This window comes from Bradyrhizobium sp. Ken01 (assembly GCF_055807355.1).
Window position 1 is genome coordinate 51,370 of record NZ_JBVVPC010000020.1, and the last position, 17,953, is coordinate 69,322.

14 protein-coding genes and 3 pseudogenes are annotated in these 17,953 nt (G+C 62.0%); 10 read left to right on the forward strand and 7 right to left on the reverse strand.

Annotated features, from left to right (window positions below; translation table 11 throughout):
• Positions 1-30: 30 nt before the first annotated feature.
• Together AC0L3S_RS19845 and AC0L3S_RS19850 are read right to left on the reverse strand one after the other, a co-directional pair.
• Positions 31-318 (reverse strand): annotated as a pseudogene (locus AC0L3S_RS19845) (cyclic nucleotide-binding domain-containing protein); the annotation flags it as partial.
• Positions 315-491 carry a hypothetical protein gene (locus tag AC0L3S_RS19850; protein ID WP_473280689.1) on the reverse strand — a complete coding sequence of 59 codons (177 nt, stop codon included), beginning with the start codon at positions 489-491 and terminating at the stop codon, positions 315-317. The pseudogene AC0L3S_RS19845 and the gene AC0L3S_RS19850, both read right to left, overlap by 4 nt.
• Positions 492-635: 144 nt before the next feature.
• Between AC0L3S_RS19850 and AC0L3S_RS19855 the strand changes: the two genes are divergently transcribed.
• From AC0L3S_RS19855 to AC0L3S_RS19885, 7 genes and pseudogenes are all read left to right on the forward strand, one after another.
• Positions 636-1,163, forward strand: coding sequence for a hypothetical protein (locus tag AC0L3S_RS19855; RefSeq protein ID WP_473280692.1), 528 nt, complete (start codon positions 636-638; stop codon positions 1,161-1,163).
• Positions 1,163-1,591 (forward strand): hypothetical protein, encoded by a 429-nt coding sequence (locus AC0L3S_RS19860; protein WP_473280693.1) that lies wholly within the window; start codon positions 1,163-1,165, stop codon positions 1,589-1,591. Before AC0L3S_RS19855 ends, AC0L3S_RS19860 begins: the two co-directional genes overlap by 1 nt.
• A gap of 4 nt (positions 1,592-1,595) precedes the next feature.
• Complete coding sequence (locus AC0L3S_RS19865) at positions 1,596-2,360, forward strand: ImmA/IrrE family metallo-endopeptidase (RefSeq protein WP_473280695.1); 765 nt, start codon at positions 1,596-1,598, stop codon at positions 2,358-2,360.
• A gap of 220 nt (positions 2,361-2,580) precedes the next feature.
• Positions 2,581-2,856: pseudogene (locus AC0L3S_RS19870) on the forward strand (efflux RND transporter periplasmic adaptor subunit); the annotation flags it as partial.
• A 19-nt stretch (positions 2,857-2,875) separates the two neighbouring features.
• Positions 2,876-6,034: an efflux RND transporter permease subunit gene (locus AC0L3S_RS19875; RefSeq protein WP_473280697.1), complete on the forward strand. Its 3,159-nt coding sequence runs from the start codon at positions 2,876-2,878 to the stop codon at positions 6,032-6,034.
• Positions 6,035-6,102: 68 nt separating this feature from the next.
• Positions 6,103-7,449 carry a TolC family outer membrane protein gene (locus AC0L3S_RS19880; protein ID WP_473280700.1) on the forward strand — a complete coding sequence of 449 codons (1,347 nt, stop codon included), beginning with the start codon at positions 6,103-6,105 and terminating at the stop codon, positions 7,447-7,449.
• 26 nt (positions 7,450-7,475) lie between these two features.
• Positions 7,476-7,733 (forward strand): hypothetical protein, encoded by a 258-nt coding sequence (locus AC0L3S_RS19885; RefSeq protein ID WP_473280702.1) that lies wholly within the window; start codon positions 7,476-7,478, stop codon positions 7,731-7,733.
• Here AC0L3S_RS19885 and AC0L3S_RS19890 read toward each other — a convergent pair.
• Entirely contained in the window at positions 7,730-7,894 is a 165-nt protein-coding gene (locus AC0L3S_RS19890) for a hypothetical protein (RefSeq protein ID WP_473280705.1), read from the reverse strand. The two genes, AC0L3S_RS19885 and AC0L3S_RS19890, sit on opposite strands and share 4 nt — an antisense overlap.
• Before the next feature lie 12 nt (positions 7,895-7,906).
• Between AC0L3S_RS19890 and AC0L3S_RS19895 the strand changes: the two genes are divergently transcribed.
• Positions 7,907-8,869, forward strand: a complete 963-nt coding sequence (locus tag AC0L3S_RS19895; RefSeq protein ID WP_473280708.1) for an ABC transporter substrate-binding protein — start codon at positions 7,907-7,909, stop codon at positions 8,867-8,869.
• Between the two features lie 28 nt (positions 8,870-8,897).
• Here the strand turns inward: AC0L3S_RS19895 and AC0L3S_RS19900 are convergent, their stop codons facing one another.
• Complete coding sequence (locus AC0L3S_RS19900) at positions 8,898-10,682, reverse strand: tetratricopeptide repeat protein (RefSeq protein ID WP_473280710.1); 1,785 nt, start codon at positions 10,680-10,682, stop codon at positions 8,898-8,900.
• Between the two features lie 169 nt (positions 10,683-10,851).
• Here AC0L3S_RS19900 and AC0L3S_RS19905 point away from each other — a divergent pair, with 169 nt between their 5' ends.
• On the forward strand, positions 10,852-11,850 hold the full coding sequence (locus AC0L3S_RS19905; RefSeq protein ID WP_473280712.1) for an ABC transporter substrate-binding protein: 999 nt from the start codon (positions 10,852-10,854) through the stop codon (positions 11,848-11,850).
• 105 nt (positions 11,851-11,955) lie between these two features.
• A pseudogene (locus tag AC0L3S_RS19910) lies at positions 11,956-13,325 on the forward strand (transposase).
• 310 nt (positions 13,326-13,635) lie between these two features.
• Here AC0L3S_RS19910 and AC0L3S_RS19915 read toward each other — a convergent pair.
• Genes AC0L3S_RS19915 through AC0L3S_RS19925 form a run of 3 tightly spaced genes read right to left on the reverse strand, consistent with a single transcriptional unit; the run spans position 13,636 to position 17,848 of the window.
• Positions 13,636-14,886, reverse strand: a complete 1,251-nt coding sequence (locus AC0L3S_RS19915; RefSeq protein ID WP_473280714.1) for an adenylate/guanylate cyclase domain-containing protein — start codon at positions 14,884-14,886, stop codon at positions 13,636-13,638.
• Positions 14,883-15,272, reverse strand: a complete 390-nt coding sequence (locus AC0L3S_RS19920; RefSeq protein WP_473280717.1) for a response regulator — start codon at positions 15,270-15,272, stop codon at positions 14,883-14,885. The genes AC0L3S_RS19915 and AC0L3S_RS19920 overlap by 4 nt, the downstream gene beginning before the upstream one ends.
• A complete protein-coding gene (locus AC0L3S_RS19925) occupies positions 15,269-17,848 on the reverse strand; it encodes a sensor histidine kinase (RefSeq protein ID WP_473280832.1) in 2,580 nt (859 codons plus the stop codon). Before AC0L3S_RS19925 ends, AC0L3S_RS19920 begins: the two co-directional genes overlap by 4 nt.
• Positions 17,849-17,953: the final 105 nt, after the last annotated feature.

The following is a 17,953-nucleotide window of genomic DNA, read 5'->3' on the forward strand; positions in this document are numbered from 1 at the left end:
CCCGATCGCTTTGACGTCCGCGGTCCGGGCACCATCCTTGCCGGACAGGACGTGCACCAGACCCTGCTCACCGAAAAGTTCGCCTGGCCCGCGGAAGGTAACGATCTGATCGTCGGCCCGGATCTCGACCTGGCCATCGATGACGAGCCAACAGCCCTGGACACGGTCGCCCCTCTTGCAGATCGTTTCACCCGGTAGCCGGTCGATCTCGGTGCAGAGACGGGTGCGTTCCAACGCCTTCCGGATCGCCACCGGATCTGGGCAAAATTGCTCAAGAAAGAAGCTCAACTTCTTTTCTGCTGCAACGGGAAGGCTCATATGGCGGCCCGCGGGTCGGCCTTGAGCACCTCGGGCAGGTCGATGCGGGCATCCGACATGTCGGCGGGATTGCGCATTTCGGTGTAATCGACCAGCATCTTGCGGCCGTTGGCCATGTCGATGCGGGTGAGGTCAGCGCTGACAAGGGGACAAAAGGTCAGCCTGGCTGTCATATTCGCCTCGCCTAATGTATTCCGGCTCGAAGTGAGCCCCTACCTTCTAAAGCTCGCGACCGGTGAGAAGTCGGAAGCGGAATTCCGCTAAATTTATTTCCGACTTCGCTCGATTCGCGAGCTATGGCTTTCGGAGGTAGCCGATTGACCGATCAATCCCCAAAAGCGGCGGCATTGCTGACGCTTACCGCGGACCAGCGGAAGAAGCTGGTCGCTTTGGCGCGGGTGAAGGTGCGCGGCACCACCTTGCAAGTGGATGACCTCCTTCAGAGCGCTCGGGCACGTTGGCTAAATCCGGATTCGAAGGCCGGAGACGATGCATTCGAAGTTCTGTTGGGCGCGGTGAACAGCATTGCGTCAAACGATCGGCGCCGAAGCGCAACGGTCCGCCGTATCGAGGGAAAGCGGCTCGTAGCCGCGTCGGCCGCTGCGCCCGACCCGATCGAACTCGCGCAGGATCTGGGGCCTCCCCAGGATGCCGCATTCCTCCGCGAGCAGATCTACCGGATCTGCGACGACGAGGAGGCAAAAACGCTGCTGCTCCTCCTGGACGACAACGCGACGCGGGAGGAAATCCTTGCCGAAACCGGATGGGACGTAACGAACTATGAAACTGTCAGGAAGAGAATGAAGAAGTGGGGTGCTTCCCTCTATAAGGAAGGGAAATTGTGATGGAGACCGATCGTGAACTCTCGTTTCGCGAAGAGCTCCTGGAAGAGATCCAGCAGGAGATTCTGTCGCTCGAAGGATCCGAACTAGACGAGTATCTGATCACCTTGGGCATGGATCCGAACGATCTGCTGGAAAGTTTCGACGCGGTTTTCCAGGCTCCCGAAATTGCTGCGAAGCGCCGGAAATTCGCGGCCGCCCGGCAGCGTCCGCGCGAATCTCAAGCACCCCTCAGCGCAATGGTCCTATCATTCGACCCGGCGAAGAAGCGTGAGATCCACTCTGCCGTTACCAAAAGGGTCGACCTCACCGGCGACATGACCATTGCGGCACGCAATCGGCGTATCGAATCAGACAACGACCTCGACAGCTTCCTCGAGGCTTGTCTGCGACTCGGGCTTATCGACGAGTCCGGCAAGCTGAAGGAATGATAGCTTGCGCCCGGCCGAACAGCTCCTCGTCGAACTCGGCATTTCCGAGGCCAAGGAAATCGACCTCCTCGCCATCGCGGATTGTGTCGGCGTGCAAGTCTTGTACAGGCGGCTCGTCGGCTGCGAAGCCCAGATCATCGGCTTTAAGGACCGGGCGATCGTCTATGTGAGCGACGGAGCTAAACCGAACAGGAAAAGGTTCAGCACCGGTCATGAGCTTGGACATTGGCATCATCACCGAGGTCAATCGTTCGTTTGCCGTTCCGACGACATCGGTCGTCCCTTGGACGAGCGCTCGCGAAATGCCGAACGGATGGCCGACGTCTATTCCTCCGATCTCATCCTTCCTCCGTACCTCATCAAGCCGAAGCTTCAAGCGATCGGAGATATTTCGCTCGACGCTGTAGTCGGGCTTTCTCAAGAGTTCAAAGCAAGCCTGGCTGCTACCGGCATAAGAATCATGCGGATTACACGAGAGCCTTTGATCCTGATCGCACAGGATCTGGCAGGCACGAAGTGGCAATGGCCGGGGATCATGGTTGGGGGTCTAAGAGTTCGGGACGATATCGACCTGAGATCGAGCGTGAGCCTATCGCTCGCAGGCGTCAACCGGGTCGGACCTGTCAAGAAGGAGTCCGCGAGCTATTGGTTTGATCGCCGACATATCGAGCAATTCGATGTCAAGGTTCAAAGCGTCCGGACGATCGAGGGCGAAGCGTTGACTCTTCTGCGGATCTTGGATCCCAAGATGATCGATATCTATGGGTAGCGCTGACTGGCCGAGAGAGGCATCTAAAAAGTTTCAGAAGCGCATTGTTGCGCTCGCGGCTTGTAGAGTCCGCAAGTCAGCAGGGCCTCGAAAGGAGTGCATGATCGAGGTGAACTAGATACGATTGGAACAAATTAGCTAACGTCCGTTCGGCGAATACTCGATTGACCGACATGTCTGATGCTTGTGGCGGAGACCTAGGGGGCTGCGAGTTCGCTGCAAGGATGGTGGGCTCAAGCCGGAGATGTTTGCCAACGTCACCGTCTATGCCGGCGCGAACCGACCCTCGGTCGGCGTGCCGAAGCAGGCGCTGATCTACGAGGGTGAGCGCGTGCGCGTCTGGGTGGCGCGCGACGACGGTTCCGTCGAGCTGCGCGAAATCCAGGTTGGGTTGACCAATGGCGACCTCGTCGAGGCACGCAGCAATCTGAAGGTCGGCGAAAAGATCATCACCCGCGGAAGCCTGTTCATCGACCGCGCCGCTTCCGGCAGCTAGCGAAGGATCGCCGGATCACATGGAACGCCTCGTCGCCTTCGCAGTCAGCCGCCGCTTCCTGATGGTCGGCCTCTTCGCCGCCATGCTGGTCGGCGGCCTGATCGCGTTCCAGCAGCTCAACATCGAAGCCTATCCCGATCCAACGCCGCCGATGGTCGACATCGTGACGCAAAGTCCGGGTCTGTCGGCCGAGGAGATCGAGCGCTACATCACGATCCCGCTGGAGACCCAGGTCGCCGGCATCAAGAACATGAAGGTGATCCGGACCATCTCGTTGTACGGCCTGTCGGACGTCAAGCTCCAGTTCTCGTTTGACTACACCTACGAGCAGGCGCTCCAGCAGGTCTTGAACCGGCTCTCGCAATTGCCGCCGCTGCCCAACAACGCCCAGCCGCAAATCTCGCCGCTGAGCCCGATCGGCGAAATCTACCGCTACAGGCTGGTTGGTCCGCCCAACTATTCGGTGCTCGATCTCAAGACGTTGCAGGACTGGGTGCTGCAACGGCGCTTCCGCACCGTGCCCGGCGTCATCGACGTTACCGGCTGGGGAGGGCGGACCAAGACCTACGAGGTGCAGGTCGACTTCAACAAGCTGGTCGCGAACGGTCTGACGCTGCCGCAGCTGCTTCAGACCATCAGCAATGCCAACGTCAATGTCGGCGGCAACACGGTCAATATCGGGCCGCAATCCGCCGTGGTGCGCGGCGTCGGATTGATCCGCTCGATCCACGCGCTCGAGAGTACCATGGTGGTCTCGAACGGCGGGACGCCGGTGCTGGTGCGCGACGTCGCCACGGTCACCGTCGGCGAACAGCCGCGGCTCGGCATCGCTGGCCAGGATCAGGACGACGACATCGTCCAGGGCATCGTGCTGATGCGCCGCGGCGAGCAGAGCTCGCCGACCATTTCCCGCGTCGAGGAGCTCGTCTCTTCCATCAACAACTCGACGATCCTGCCGCCTGGCGTGCGGATCGAGCGCATCTACGATCGCAAGGACCTGATTCAGACCACCACCCATACCGTGCTGGAAAACATGGTGGTCGGTATCGGCCTGATCGTGCTGTTGCAGTGGATCTTCCTCGGTGATCTGCGCAGCGCCATGATCGTGGGCGCGACCATTCCCTTCGCGCTGTTCTTTGCCGTGACCATCCTAGTTCTGCGCGGTGAATCCGCCAATCTGCTGTCGGTCGGTGCGATCGATTTCGGCCTGATTGTGGATGCCACCGTGATCATGGTGGAGGCGATCTTCCGCCGGCTGTCACACACCGAACGGCTGACGGCCGGCGAACAGGCGTCGATCTCGGCCCACACCATCATGGGCATCAAGCATCATGCCATCCTGACCGCTGCGGCCGACGTCTCGCGCTCGATCTTCTTTGCCGCCGCCATCATCATCGCCGCCTTCCTGCCGCTGTTCACGCTGTCGGGCGTCGAGGGCAACATCTTCGGCCCGATGGCGCGCACCTATGCTTACGCGCTCGCGGGGGGCCTGCTTGCGACCTTCACGGTGACGCCGGCGCTCAGCGCCATCATCCTGCCGGCGCATGTCGAGGAAACCGAGACGTTCCTGATGCGATGGATGCACCGGCTCTACATGCCGGTGCTGGGGCGCTCGCTCGCGCATGGACGGGTCGTGCTGGCCGGCGGTGCCGTGCTGATCCTGGTCACGGTCTTCGCGGTGCGGCTGCTCGGCCTGGAATTCCTGCCCAAGCTGGAGGAGGGCAATCTCTGGATCCGCGCGACCCTGCCGCCGACCATCTCGCTCCAGGAGGGCAACTCCTACGTCAACCAGATGCGCAAGCTGATTGCCGAGCGGCCGGAGGTCGAGTCGGTGGTCTCGCAGCACGGCCGGCCCGACGACGGCACCGATGCGGCAGGCTTCTTCAATGCCGAATTCTTTGCGCCGCTCAAGCCCGCCAAGGAGTGGCCCGATGGCGAGGACAAGGACTCGCTGACCGCCACGTTGCTGGCGCAGCTTCAGGAAAAGTTTCCAGGCGTCGAGTTCAACTTCTCGCAATATCTCCAGGACAACGTCTCGGAGGCTGTTTCCGGCGTCAAGGGCGAGAACTCGATCAAGCTGTATGGCAGCGATCTCCAGGCCCTGACGGATACCGCGAACAAGATCAAGGCGCAGCTTGCGACCGTGCAGGGCATCACGGACCTCGCGGTCTTTACTTCGCTTGGCCAACCGACCATCCAGATCGACGTCGACCGCGCCCGCGCCGCGCGCTACGGGCTGTCGCCGGGCGACATCAACACGACGATCAAGACGGCGATCGGAGGCGACAGCGCCGGCGATCTCTATGAGCCGGGAAGCGACCGCCATTTCCCGATCATCGTGCGGCTCGCCTCGCAGTACCGGCGCAGCGCGGAGGCGATCCAGAATTTGCGGATCGGCGCGCAGGGGCCGAACGGCGTCACGCAGGTGCCGCTGAGCGAGGTCGCGACAGTCAAGGTCCTCTCCGGCGCCGCCTATATCTATCGCGAGCAGCAGGAACGCTATCTGCCGATCAAGTTCTCGGTGCGCGAGCGCGATCTCGGCAGCGCCATCCAGGAGGCGCAGCAGAAGGTCGCGGCCAACGTGCAATTGCCGCCGGGCTCGCATCTCGAATGGGTCGGCGAGTTCGGCAACCTCCAAGATGCGATCAAGCGGCTGTCGATCGTGGTGCCGATCAGCCTCGCGCTGATCGCGATGTTGATCTGGTTCAATTTCGGCTCAGTGGTCGACACCATCCTCACCATGAGCGTGATCCCGATGGCCGTGCTGGGCGGCATTCTGGGCCTGCTCGTGACCGGCATTCCCTTCAGCGTTTCGGCGGCGATCGGCTTCATCGCGCTGTTCGGCATCTCGGTGATGGATGGCATCATCATCCTGTCCCAGTACAACGCGCTGATCGATGAGGGCATGGAGCGCGGCGCGGCCATCCTTCGTACCGGTGAGCTGCAGCTTCGTCCGGTGCTGATGACCTGCGTGGTCGCGGGCATCGGGCTTTTGCCCGCGGCGCTGTCGAGTGGCATCGGCTCGCAGGTGCAGAAGCCGCTCGCGGTCGTCGTTGTGGCGGGCATGATGCTCGCGCCGATCGTTATCCTGGTCACGTTGCCGGCGTTGATTGCGATGTTCTCGCGGCGGACGCGGCCGGGGCTTGCGGCGCAGCCTCAGTTGGCGCCGGCGGAATGAGGTGGGGCGTGCGTGGGAGCGTTACGAGGCGCGTGATGGAGTGCGGGCTGACAGTGAGAGCCGTCGTGATGGGAGCGATGCTCCTGGCTTGCGGACCGTTGCGCGCGGAAACGCTATCCGAGGCGATGGTCAAGGCCTACCAGTCGAGCCCGCAGCTCAACGCCGATCGGGCGCGCCAGCGCGGCACGGACGAGAACGTCCCACAGGCTCTCGTCGGCTACCGGCCCCAGGTCGTGGCCAGCCTGAGCGCCGGCTTGCAGGCCGTCAGGAACACGCTGCCCGACAATACGATCCAGGGCGCGACGCTGCGTCCGTGGACCATCGGCGTGACCGTCAGCCAGGTCCTTTTCAACGGCTTCAGGACCGCTAACAGCGTCCGCGTTGCGGAGTTTCAGGTGCTCTCGGGGCGCGAAGCGCTACGCAACACCGGGCAGGGCGTCCTGCTCGACGCCGTCACTGCTTACATGAACGTGATGGCCAATCAGGCCCTGGTCGAGTCGCAACGCACCAATGTCAACGTGCTCTGGGAAATTCAGGCGACCACCAAGAAGCGGCTCGATGCCGGTGACGTGACGCCCACAGATACCGCGCAGGCCGAAGCGCGGCTCAACCGCGGGCTCGCCGATCTCAATGCTGCTGAGGTTGCGCTCGCCATCAGCAAGGCAACGTATGTCCAGGTGATCGGTGGGCCACCTGGACAGCTTGCGCCGGCAACACCCGTCGATCGCTTCTCTCCGCCGACAATGCCGGGATCGATCGAGACGGCCAATCACGAGCATCCCGCCGTGCTTGGCGCGGGCTATGACGTCGACACGACCCAGACCACGATCAAGGTGGCGGAAGGCAGCCTGCTGCCGACGGTCGCCGTCCAGGCCAGCGCCAGCCGCTCCAAGCAGTCGGACTCGACCCTTGGAACGTTCGGCACCGATCAGGCCTCGATCCTGGGCCAGGTTAACGTGCCGATCTATGACGGCGGTACAGCCGCATCGCAAACGCGGCAGGCCAAGGAACTCGCCTCGCAAAGCCGCCTGGTGCTCGAGCAGGTGAGAAACCAGGCGCGCACAGCAGTCGTCAGTGCCTGGGTCTCCAACGAAGGAACCAAGGTCGCGCTGAGCGCGGCCGAATCGGAGGTCAAGGCGGCGGACGTTGCGTTGCAGGGCGTTCGCCGCGAGGCGGCCGGCGGCCAGCGCACCACGATCGACGTTCTCAACGCCCAGCAGGACCTGACCAGCGCCCGGTCTCGACAAATCGCGGCGCAGCGTGACCGCGTGATCGCGTCCTACACGCTGCTGAGTGCCGTGGGCCGGCTGGATGTCCGTACACTTAATCTCAATACGCCGGATTATCTGCCGGAGGTCCACTATCACCAGGTGCGTGACGCCTGGCACGGCGTCCGGACACCATCCGGACAATAGACGTTTGCGGCGCAGGAGGGATGAACATGATCCGTAGACGACGCGCACTGCAGGCGCTCGTTGTTGCCGTCGCGGCCGTGTTGGCCTCCGCTTTCGCAGCCAACGCGCAAGGTATTGGCCTTAGCCACGGGAGCTCAGGTCCGCCCGTCGAAAATCACCCAAAGGTCGACGAGAAGGCTTACAAGGCCGCGCTTGACAGGATTACGGTGCCTGACGAGAAATACGATCCCTGGGGCGGCGCCCGCGCCACCGATCCGGCAAAGCCGCCAAAAAAGAAAAACTAGGGCACCGCGAGCCGAGGATCATTTTCCAGCACCGCGAGGAGCGTCATGGTCGAGCAAATCATCGTCACCGACGAAGGCGCCACCCGCACGATCACGATGCGGCGGCCGGAAAAGAAGAACACGCTTACGCAGGAGATGTACCTGGCGATGAGCGACGCCATTCCGCCGCCGGCATGTCACGCGCCGCAGCGCAGCCGGCCGCCTCGCGGCGCCTTGCCATTTTCAGCCTGTTCGAACCGGCGGCGCTGATGATTGAAAAAAGCGAGAACCGCTACTACCGCGCCCTGTTCGCGGAGTTGCGGCGCCTCGGGCATGTCGAGAGCGAAAACCTCATCATCGAGCGCTATGGTCGGGAGAAGAATGTATCGGGGCCGGCGGCCCTGGTCGCCGAGGTGGTGCGCCAAAATCCGGATGTGGTGTATGCTCTTGGACCCGGCAGCTTGCTCTTCAAACGCGAAACCACGACGCTTCCGATCGTTGCCATGACGGGCGACCCCGTTTCGATGGGGCTGGTGCAGAGCCTGGCGCGACCCGGAGGCAATATCACCGGGGTCAGCGTCGATACTGGCCCGTCGATCTATGGCAAACGCATCGAGCTGTTGCGCGAAATCTTTCCGGCGCTGTCGAAATTGGCTTTCATCACGTTGAAGGGGGTTAGCTCGAAGGCTGATTGGGAAAAGCTTCACGATCCCATCCGCACGGCGGCGGAGCTGGCCGGACTCGATCTCACGGTCATACCGGTCGAACTCCCCACCAGTGAGGCGGCCTATCGCGACGCCGTCGCACAAGCGGCGCGAGAGGGCGCCAACGCCGTGATGGTCGGGGATAGTCCCGACGCCATGATCAACCGCCGTTTGATCGCGGGCCTGATCGGCGCGGCCGGTCTTCCGGCGATCTATCCGTTTCCAGATTTCGTCGACGCCGGCGGCCTGATTGCCTATTCGTACGATCTGGTGGAACTGAACAAGCGCGTGGCCAACGTCATCGACGCGATCCTGCGCGGCCAAAATGCCGGCAACATCCCCTATTGGCAGGCTGCCAAATTTGAAATGTCAATCAACCTGAAGACGGCGGCAGTGCTGGGCCTCGCCGTGCCGGCCACGCTGCTCGCCATTGCCGACAATGTGGTCGAATGAGCCGGGCTGTTCGCGTCTTGCCGGCCGCTCAACCCTGGGGAATCCCGGCGATGCGCAAGCCTTCGTAGCTGCGGTCGCGGCCGGCGAGATAAACTGGATCGTCAGTCGCTGTGCCGGCGCGGAAACGCAGGATCGTAAAGTCCGGGTCGAGGGCAAGGCCCGCTTGCGCCGCTGCCCTCGACTGATCCAGCTCACCGAGAAGGGCCAGCTCGGCAGCGAGATGGAAATGCGCGACGGAAAAATTCCGGTTGAGCTCTAGTCCTCGGCGCATCCAGGCAACCGCCTCTACGCCGGCGTTGAGCTGCGACTTTGCCAAGCCGGTCCATAGCATCCAGATGTGGGCAACTGTGTCCAGCGGAGAAAGGCGAAGCGCCTCGTTGATGTGGCCTTCGGTTTCTGCGCCGCGACCAACCAGATACTTGGCGTAGCCTATAATGCCGTGAGCACTAGCTGAATTTCGATCGATCGCCAAGGCCCGTTCGCACTCGGCGATGCCCTGAGCCGGGCGTCCCGTCAACATCAAGACCAGTCCAAGGTACCTGTGGGCCGATGCGTTGTTCGGCGCGAGCGACAGCACTTTGGTCAGGTTTGCTTCGGCCGCGGCAAAAGACGCCAGCCTGTCGTCGGTCATATCCGCCGCACCAATTGTCGCGTCGACCATCGCCAGACCGAGCATGGCCTCGCTGTTCCCTGGATCCAGCGTCAGGCTTCGCTGAAAGAACGTCCGCGCCCTTGTCATGCATTCAGGTGTCGGCCCCTTGTTGTACCACGCTCTACCCTGGAAATTTAGATCCATGGCGCCGGGATTCAGCGACCGCTCGGCGCGCTGCGCTTCGATTGCGACGAGCTGGGCATCCAGCGCATTTGCAAGCCTCGATACGATTTCGTCCTGCATGTCGAACAGGTCGGCGACGGTCTTGTCGAAACGCTCAGCCCAGAGGTGATGGCCGGCTTCGGCGTCGATCAGCTGCACATTAACTCGAAGCCGGTTGCCGCCACGCTGCACCGATCCTTCAAGAACGTAGCGCACATTCAACTCGCGCCCCACCTGCTTGACGTCCACCGCCTTGCCTTTGAATGTAAAGGCGGTGTTGCGGGCGATCACGAACGAACCGCTGATGCGCGACAGGTCCGTGATGAGGCTCTCGGTCACGCCGTCGGCGAAATAGTCCTGCTCGGCATCGCCGCCAATGTTGAGGAAGGGCAGCACCAAGATCGAAAGACGAGGGGTCGGAGGCGTGCCCGATATGGCTTGGCCAACCTGCTTGTCCGCGCCCGATCCGTCCCGGACCACGGAATAGGCGCGCACCGGACGGGCGATGTTTTTGAGGCTTTGCTCGCCCATATCCGAAAACGCGATGGCGACCTTCTCGCGCACCTGATCGTAGGCGGCACCCGAAAGGCAGATGCCGCCGGGCTCGGCAATGCCTTCAAGCCGTGCGGCGACATTGACGCCGTCACCGAGAATGTCGGCACCTTCGATCAGGACGTCGCCGAGGTTGATCCCGATCCGAAACAGCATTCGCGCATCCTTGGGGACGCCGAGGTTGCGCTCGGCTATGACCGCTTGCACCGCCACTGCGCATTCCACCGCATCGACCACCGAGGCAAATTCGAGCAACAGGCCGTCACCGGTGGTCTTGACGATACGGCCGCCATGCCGGGCGATCAGCGCATCGGCGACGGCGCGATGTCCGCGCAGGCTTCGCGCCGTGCCCACCTCATCGATCCCCATAAGGCGCGAATAGCCCGCGACGTCGGCGGCCAATATCGCCGCCAGCCTTCGTTCTATCCTCGTGTTGTCTTGCCCCATGCCCCGGCCACCCCCCAGCGACCGTGGTTACGACAAATCAGGCCACAAGGCCATCGCCCCCGCTACCTTCTCGCCGGAGCCGGCCTTCGGCGGACGTCGTGTCGCAGCTATCCCCCTATCAAGTCGTCGATCGGCATCCTACGATGCAGCGGATGATTCAGGGGGCGGCATGAAGCGTCGGGAATTCATCGCGGGCGCTTTATCGGTAGCCGCCGCGACGCGAGGTTCGGCGCAACCCGCGGCGAAGGCTCGAAGGCTCGCCATTTTCAGCGTTACCGAATCCTCGGCGCTGATGGTCGAGCGTGGCGAAAATCGCTACTATCGAACCTTGCTGAACGAACTCCGCCGGCTCGGACATATCGTCGGAGAGAACCTCGCGATCGAGCGCTACGGGAAGGAAAACAATACGTCGGGTCCTGCTGCCCTTGTTGCCGAGGTGGTGCGTAGCCAGCCGGATGTCATCTACGCCGTCGGATTCGGTACGTCGCTGTTCAAACGCGAGACTTCGACGATTCCGATCGTCGGATTGACCGGCGACCCGATCGCGCAGGGATTGATCCAGAGCCTCGCCCGGCCCGGCGGCAACATTACCGGTGTCAGTGTCGATACGGGTCCCTCCATTCAGGGCAAGCGGATCGCGCTGTTGCGTGAGGTGTTTCCGCCGTTGACCAAACTGGCTTACCTCACCCTGCGCCCGCAGTGGGAAGGCATCCAGGGCGCTGCGGTGATGGCCGCTTCCGAGATGACCGGCGTCCCGGTCGTCAGTCTCCTGCTCGATCTGCCGACCAGCGAGGCCGGTTATCGCGCCGCCATCGCCAGAGCCGCGAGCGAAGGCGCCAATGCGATAATGGTCGGGGACAGTCCGGATGCCTTGTCGAACCGCACGCTGATCGTGGATTTGATCGAGCAGACCCGCCTTCCGGCCATGCTTCCATTTCGCGAACTGGTCGAGATCGGCGGCTTGATGGCTTACTCGTTCGATCTCGTCGAGCTCAACAAGCGGGCCGCCGCCAGCATCGACGCCATCCTGCGCGGCGCCAACCCAGGTGAAATTCCCTTTTATCAGGCCTCCAAATTCGAACTGTCGATCAATCTCAGGACGGCTGCCATGCTCAGAATCGCTGTGCCAATGACGCTGTTGGCCAGCGCCGACAAGGTGGTGGAATAGGATTGTGCACTTCTGCTTTTGGCCGATTTTGTTGCAAAAGTCGGTTGAGACAAGTCACGAAGCGTGATTCCGTTGTGTTGACGCGAATCTCGGCGAGGTCGATCCATGATGGGCCGTCTGAAGAGTGACCAAGGTCAACTGTTCTACGAGTTTTGTCTTGGCGACGCGGTTCCTGAAGATCATTTGGTGCGGAAGATCGATGCTGCTCTCGATCTGTCCTGGCTTCGCGGTGAACTAGCATCTCACTATTCGTCGATGGGGCGCCCGTCGATCGATCCGGAACTGATGATCTGGATGCTGGTCGCGGGGTATGTCTTTGCGATCCGCTCGGAACGGCTGATCTGCCGTGAAGTGCAGGTGAACCTCGCCTATCGCGGGTGCTGCAAGCTCGGTATCGAGGACGCTGTCCCGGATCATTCGGCGTTCTCGCGCGCCCGCAACGAGCGCTTCCGCGATCGAGATGTTCTCCGCCGCGTGTTCGAACGAATTGTCGAGACATGCATTGCCGCCGGTCTGGTTGGTGGCGAGGGATTTGCAGTCGATGCGAGCCTGATTGCGGCCGACGCGAACAAGCAGCGCTCGATCGCAGGTCACGATTGGCGCGGGGATCGCGATCCGGCCAGGTCTAGCCGCGCGGTGAAGGAGTATTGGCAACCCTCGACGATCCGGCGTGGGGAGCCGCGAGCGATGTCATCCCGAAATTTGTCTCGCCATCCGATCCGGCAGCGCAGCGGACCGGCGCTCACAAGGGGCCGGCATTCTTCGCGTACTCCGACAACTATCTCATCGACGTGAAGTTCGGCGTCATCGTTGATGTCGAGGCCTCCCGCGCCATTCGCCAGGCCGAGGTCGGTGCAGCAAAGACCATGATCGAACGAACCGAGGAGCGCTTCGGTCTCAAGCCAGAGCGACTTGTGGGGGATACCGCTTACGGAGCGGCTCCAATGCTGAACTGGCTGGTCGAGGAGAAGGGCATCGCGCCACATATCCCTGTGTTCGATAAGTCGAAGCGGGATGATGACACTTTCTCGCGGAGCGACTTTCGATATGACCCGATCGGCGACGTTTACCACTGCCCGGGTGGTAAGCGGCTTGGGACGAGCCGTACCGTGCACGAGGGCAAGACCCTTCTGTATCGTGCAAGCAAGCTCGACTGCGATGTATGCCCGCTCAAGCCGCAGTGCTGCCCAAAGCAACCATCACGCAAGATCCCGCGCGATATCCATGAGCATGCCCGAGACGTTGCCCGGTCGTTCGCTGGCACCGAGGGCTTCGAGCTCTCTCGGCGTCAGCGCAAGAAGATCGAGATGAGGTTCGCACACTTGAAGCGCATCCTGAAGCTTGGTCGGCTCCGATTGCGCAGCCCGCAAGGTGCCCAGGATGAGTTTGGTCTAGCCGCCATCGCCCAGAATCTGAGGCGATTTGCATCGCTGGTCGCACGACCGCCACCGGCTCAGGCTCTCCACATCGCGTAGCGTAGCGTCGAAGTTGCGTAAAATGCGTCAGGGCCAGCGCTTCAGAGCGCGGCTCAACGAAAGGCCCAACGGCTAAATCCATTGCAGCCGACTTTTACAACAAAATCGGCACAAAGCGGCCGTTCGCAGGAATGTCCGCTCATGGGAGCCAAGCCGACTTCAGGGTCGGTCATCCGGGCTTTCTGAGTTTGCCCCGTGGACCTCGAAGGGATATGGGGCCGTTTCGTCAACTTCGGCCAACTTGGATGATGCAATAGGCGAGCATGCCGCATCCGATATGTCTCAGCAGACGTAAACGCTGTCTTCGGTTCTAGTCTAACTGAATCTGGGCGCCTTTAGCACCGTTCAGTAACCGCTTCAGATGAAATCCTGCCAGCGCATCGTCGGCGTACGAGCCCACCAGCGCCGCGAAGGCTGGCATCGCCGCGGCGTCACCAGCTTCGAGCTTGGCGAACGCTTCGCCATATTGCGCGTTGGCGGTCGCCTTGAACCGGGCGTCTTGCAGCGGTTCGAACGCGCGAAGCGGCTCGCTACGGCCGCGCAGCAGGATATCGCCGACGGGTCGCCCTCGAAAATTGCCGGCGCTGTCGGCCGCCGCGGCGCTCACGCAAATGCGGGTGCCGAGATGCTTGTTAGCGGCCTCAAGCCTCGCAGCAGCGTTGATGGTGTCGCCGTACGCGGTGTAGTCAAAAAAACGGCTGCCGCCAAAGTTGCCGACCAGCGCCGGCCCGGCATGAACGCCGATCCGCGTAGCGCCGAAACTGACGCTCTTCTCCTTCCACCGTTCGCGGAACGCCTGCGCCCAGATGTCGAGGTCGTGGGCACAAGCAATGGCGCGTCGGGCATAATCGGGCTGGTCACCGGGTGCGTTGAAGAGCACCTGAATCGCGTCGCCGATGATCTTAGCAACCGTCCCTTCGTGGGCGAAGACGACGTCGGTCATGCCACCGACATATTCGTTGAGCAACGCACCCAGCACTTCGGGCGCTACGGTCTCCACCAGCGAGGTGAAGCCGGTGATGTCGGTGAAGATGGTCGCGATCTCGCGCCAGTGCACCTCCATGCCGTCGCTGTCACCGATGGCCGCGAGTCGGCTGGCGATCTGCGGCGAAAAATAACGCGACAGCGAGGCATGCGCGCGCTCGGCCTCCGCCTGGCGGCGCCGGGTCTCCCGCATTGCCTCGACATGACGGATGGTCTTGTCGATCGTCATTTCGAGATCGCCGAAATCGATTGGCTTGGTCAGGAAGTCGAACGCGCCACGGTTCATGGCGGTGCGGATGTTACTCATGTCGCCGTAGGCCGAGACGATGATAGTCGATTTCTTGTCCTCGGCTTCCTGTAGCTTGGCCAGCAGCGACAGCCCGTCCATCCGGGGCATGTTGATGTCGGATACCACCATGTCGACATGCGGGTGCTGCTCGATCGAAGCGAGAGCCTCGATGCCGTCATGGGCGAATACGAAAGCCACTGCGCCGTCGCGGATCTGCCGCCGGAATTTCTGCAGCACCAGGGCCTCCAGATCGGGCTCGTCATCGACGACGAGGATGGTCGCGGTCATGCGGCCTGACCGAGGCGGTTATCGATCTCAAGGCGCAGCAGCGCGAAATCGATGGGCTTGGTCAAAAGGCCGACGGCTCCGCTCTCGATCGCCTTGCGGCGGGTATCAGCGTCGCCATAGGCGGTTATCATGATCACGGGTACGTCCGGCCGCTCCGCGCGCACCTTGGGCAGCATTTCGAGCCCGCTCATGCCGGGCATGTTGATGTCGGACAGGATCAGGATCAGCGACGGATCCCTGATCTCTGCGGCACGCTCCAGCGCCGCTGGCGCCGACGAAGCGAACTCCATCGTGAAGCGGCCGGATTTCAGATCCCGGCGGAACTGCTGGCGAAATAGGGCTTCGACGTCGGGCTCGTCGTCCACGACGAGTATGTAAACGCTCAATTCTTGCCTCCAATATTGGCTTGTGCCGCCCCGCCTCGGGGCAGCGTGATGATAAATTCGGTAAATGCGCCGGGCTCGGTCGTGACGTCGATGGTACCGCCGTGTTGCTTCACGATAATGTCGTGGCTCATCGACAGTCCGAGGCCGGTGCCTTCGCCCGCCGGCTTGGTGGTGAAAAAGGGATTGAACATCTTCTCCTTCACCTCTGGCGGAACCCCGGTGCCGTTATCGCGAATCCGGATTTCCACCTTGTTACCCAGGTTCTTGGTGGCTGCACTTAGAGCGGGTTCGAACCCCTCGTCGCCGGCTTCCTTGCGCTTTGTCGCGGCGTAGAATCCGTTCGAGATCAGGTTGAGAAAGACGCGGGTAATCTCTTGCGGATAGAGATCGACCTGGCCGGCAGCCGGATCGAACTCGCGCTTGAGCGTGATGTTGAAGCCGGCCGTTTCGGCGCGCGCGCCGTGATAGGCGAGATTGAGGCTTTCCTCCACGATCGCGTTGATATCAGCGGGCCGATGCTCGCCCGAGCCTTCGCGCGAATGCAGCAGCATGTTCTTGACGATGGAGTCGGCCCGCTTGCCGTGCTGCACGACCTTTTCAAGGTTGCCCTTGAGCATGTGAGTGAGCTCTTCGATCTCCTCGCGCGTCTTGTCATCGAGCGCCGCCGGCTTCAGAACGTCGTTCAACTCGTTGATCAATTCCCCCGACAAGGCCGCGAAATTGTTGACGAAGTTGAGCGGGTTCTTGATCTCGTGCGCGATGCCGGCGGTGAGTTGGCCCAGCGAAGCCAGCTTCTCGGTCTGAACGAGGCGGTCCTGGGCCGTCCGCAATTCGTCGAGCGAAGCGGAAAGCTCCCGCGTGCGCGCCTGCACCTCCTGGAAAAGCCGGACGTTGGAAATGGCGATGACTGCTTGGTCGGCAAACGTCTTTAACAGCTCGATATGATTTTCGTCAAAGGAACCGGGCTCAACTCTGGTTTGCCCGATCATGCCGATCGGCGTTCCGTCATGGAGCAAGGGAATAAACAACATGCTGCGATAACCGCGCAGACGGGCCAGCTCGCGCAGCGCGGGTTCAAGTTCGGTATCGGGAATGCGGACGACTCCGCCGCGACGGACGCCTTCCCCGAACGGCAAATCGGAAAGCGACCTGGGGAAATACGCCGACAGCGCGGCGTCGGCTTCTGGATTTGTCGGCGTGAAAGCCGACAAATGGACGTTTCCTTCGATGATACTGAGAACGGTCGTCGATAGCCCATGCACAAGCTGGTTCGACCGCTCGGCGATCGCCTGGAATACCGGCTGTACGTCGTCAGGCGAGCTGGCGATGACTTTGAGAATATCCGCGGTCGCGGTTTGCCGCTCCAACGATTCGCTGAGCGCCGCGGTCCGCTGATCCACCTTCTGCTCGAGGTCGGCGTAAGACTCTTGCAATCGAGCGCCCATTTCGTTGAACTGATTGGCAAGGCCTTCCAGTTCGTCGCCGGTTTTGATGGAGATTCGCTGGGCGAAATCGCCGCTGCCAATCCGATCCGCGCCGGCGCTCAGCGCCCTGATCGGGCCGACCATCCGCCGGGCCAGGAAAATTCCCGCCAGCACGGCGAAGATCGACGCGCCTGCCAACACGATCGCCAGCCGCTGCAACGCCAGGTACAGCGACGCATAGGCCTCCTTGACCGGCAGCTCGACGAACATGGTCCAGCCCAAGGGCGCGATCGGCGCCGATGCCGTCAGCACCTCCTGGCCCTGGATGTTCAGCGAACCTTGCAGCGCATCGGCGTCGTTCGCGGTACCGGCGCGGGCGGCCTGAACCTGCACCAGCTTCGACATGTCGGTGTTGCGCAGCACCAGGCTGATGTCGGGATGGGCGATCAGCCGTCCCCCCGAACCCACGACATAGGCATGGCCGCGCTCGCCAACCTTGATCTGCGAAACCACGTCCCAGATCAGCTTCAGATTGACCTCGGCGATGCTGACGCCGGCATCCTTGCGCGTGCCGGCCAGCGACAGCGTCATGTAAGGCTCCGACTCCCGGCGGAAATAGACCGGCCCGTAATAGACCTTGTTGGCGACCGCTTCGGTGAATTTAGGGTCCTTGGAGAGGTCGAGGCCGGAGTCGACGACATCCATGGCGAGGCGCGAGACCCGCAGGCGCTCCTTGCCGGTCGAATCGATCTGCGACAATTCGGTAATGGCCGGCACCTGACGCAGCAACCGGAGCGCGTCAAAGCGGCGGTCCTGCAGAGAGCCTGCCGACCATGGCAGCTGCGTGGTCCAGCCAAGCTGGCTTTCGATTTCCTTGATGAACTGGCCTATTTTGGCGGCGGCAGCTTCGGCCTGTTCGTGTTGAATCCGGATCAGTGCGGCCTTGTGCTCGCGGTAGTAGAAGAAAACCTCGAAAATCCCGTTGGAAAGCAGCGCTACACCGACCACCGCGACGAACAGCGCAACATATTTGGCAAACAGGCGGGCACGGACCTTCGGTCCCGAAGCCCCCTCGACAGGCGGTGCGACCGCCGCGGACGAAGCCGCCAGCGTTCGTCCTTCCGACGTATCCGGATGCAGGGAAATGCTCATCCCGGCCAAGTTAGCAAGAAGACTTGGCGTTGTCTCTTCCCGCGGATGACCCAATGGGACACTGGATCCGGTTGATTTCGCCCCCGGCCACTCCTGGTGCTTCGG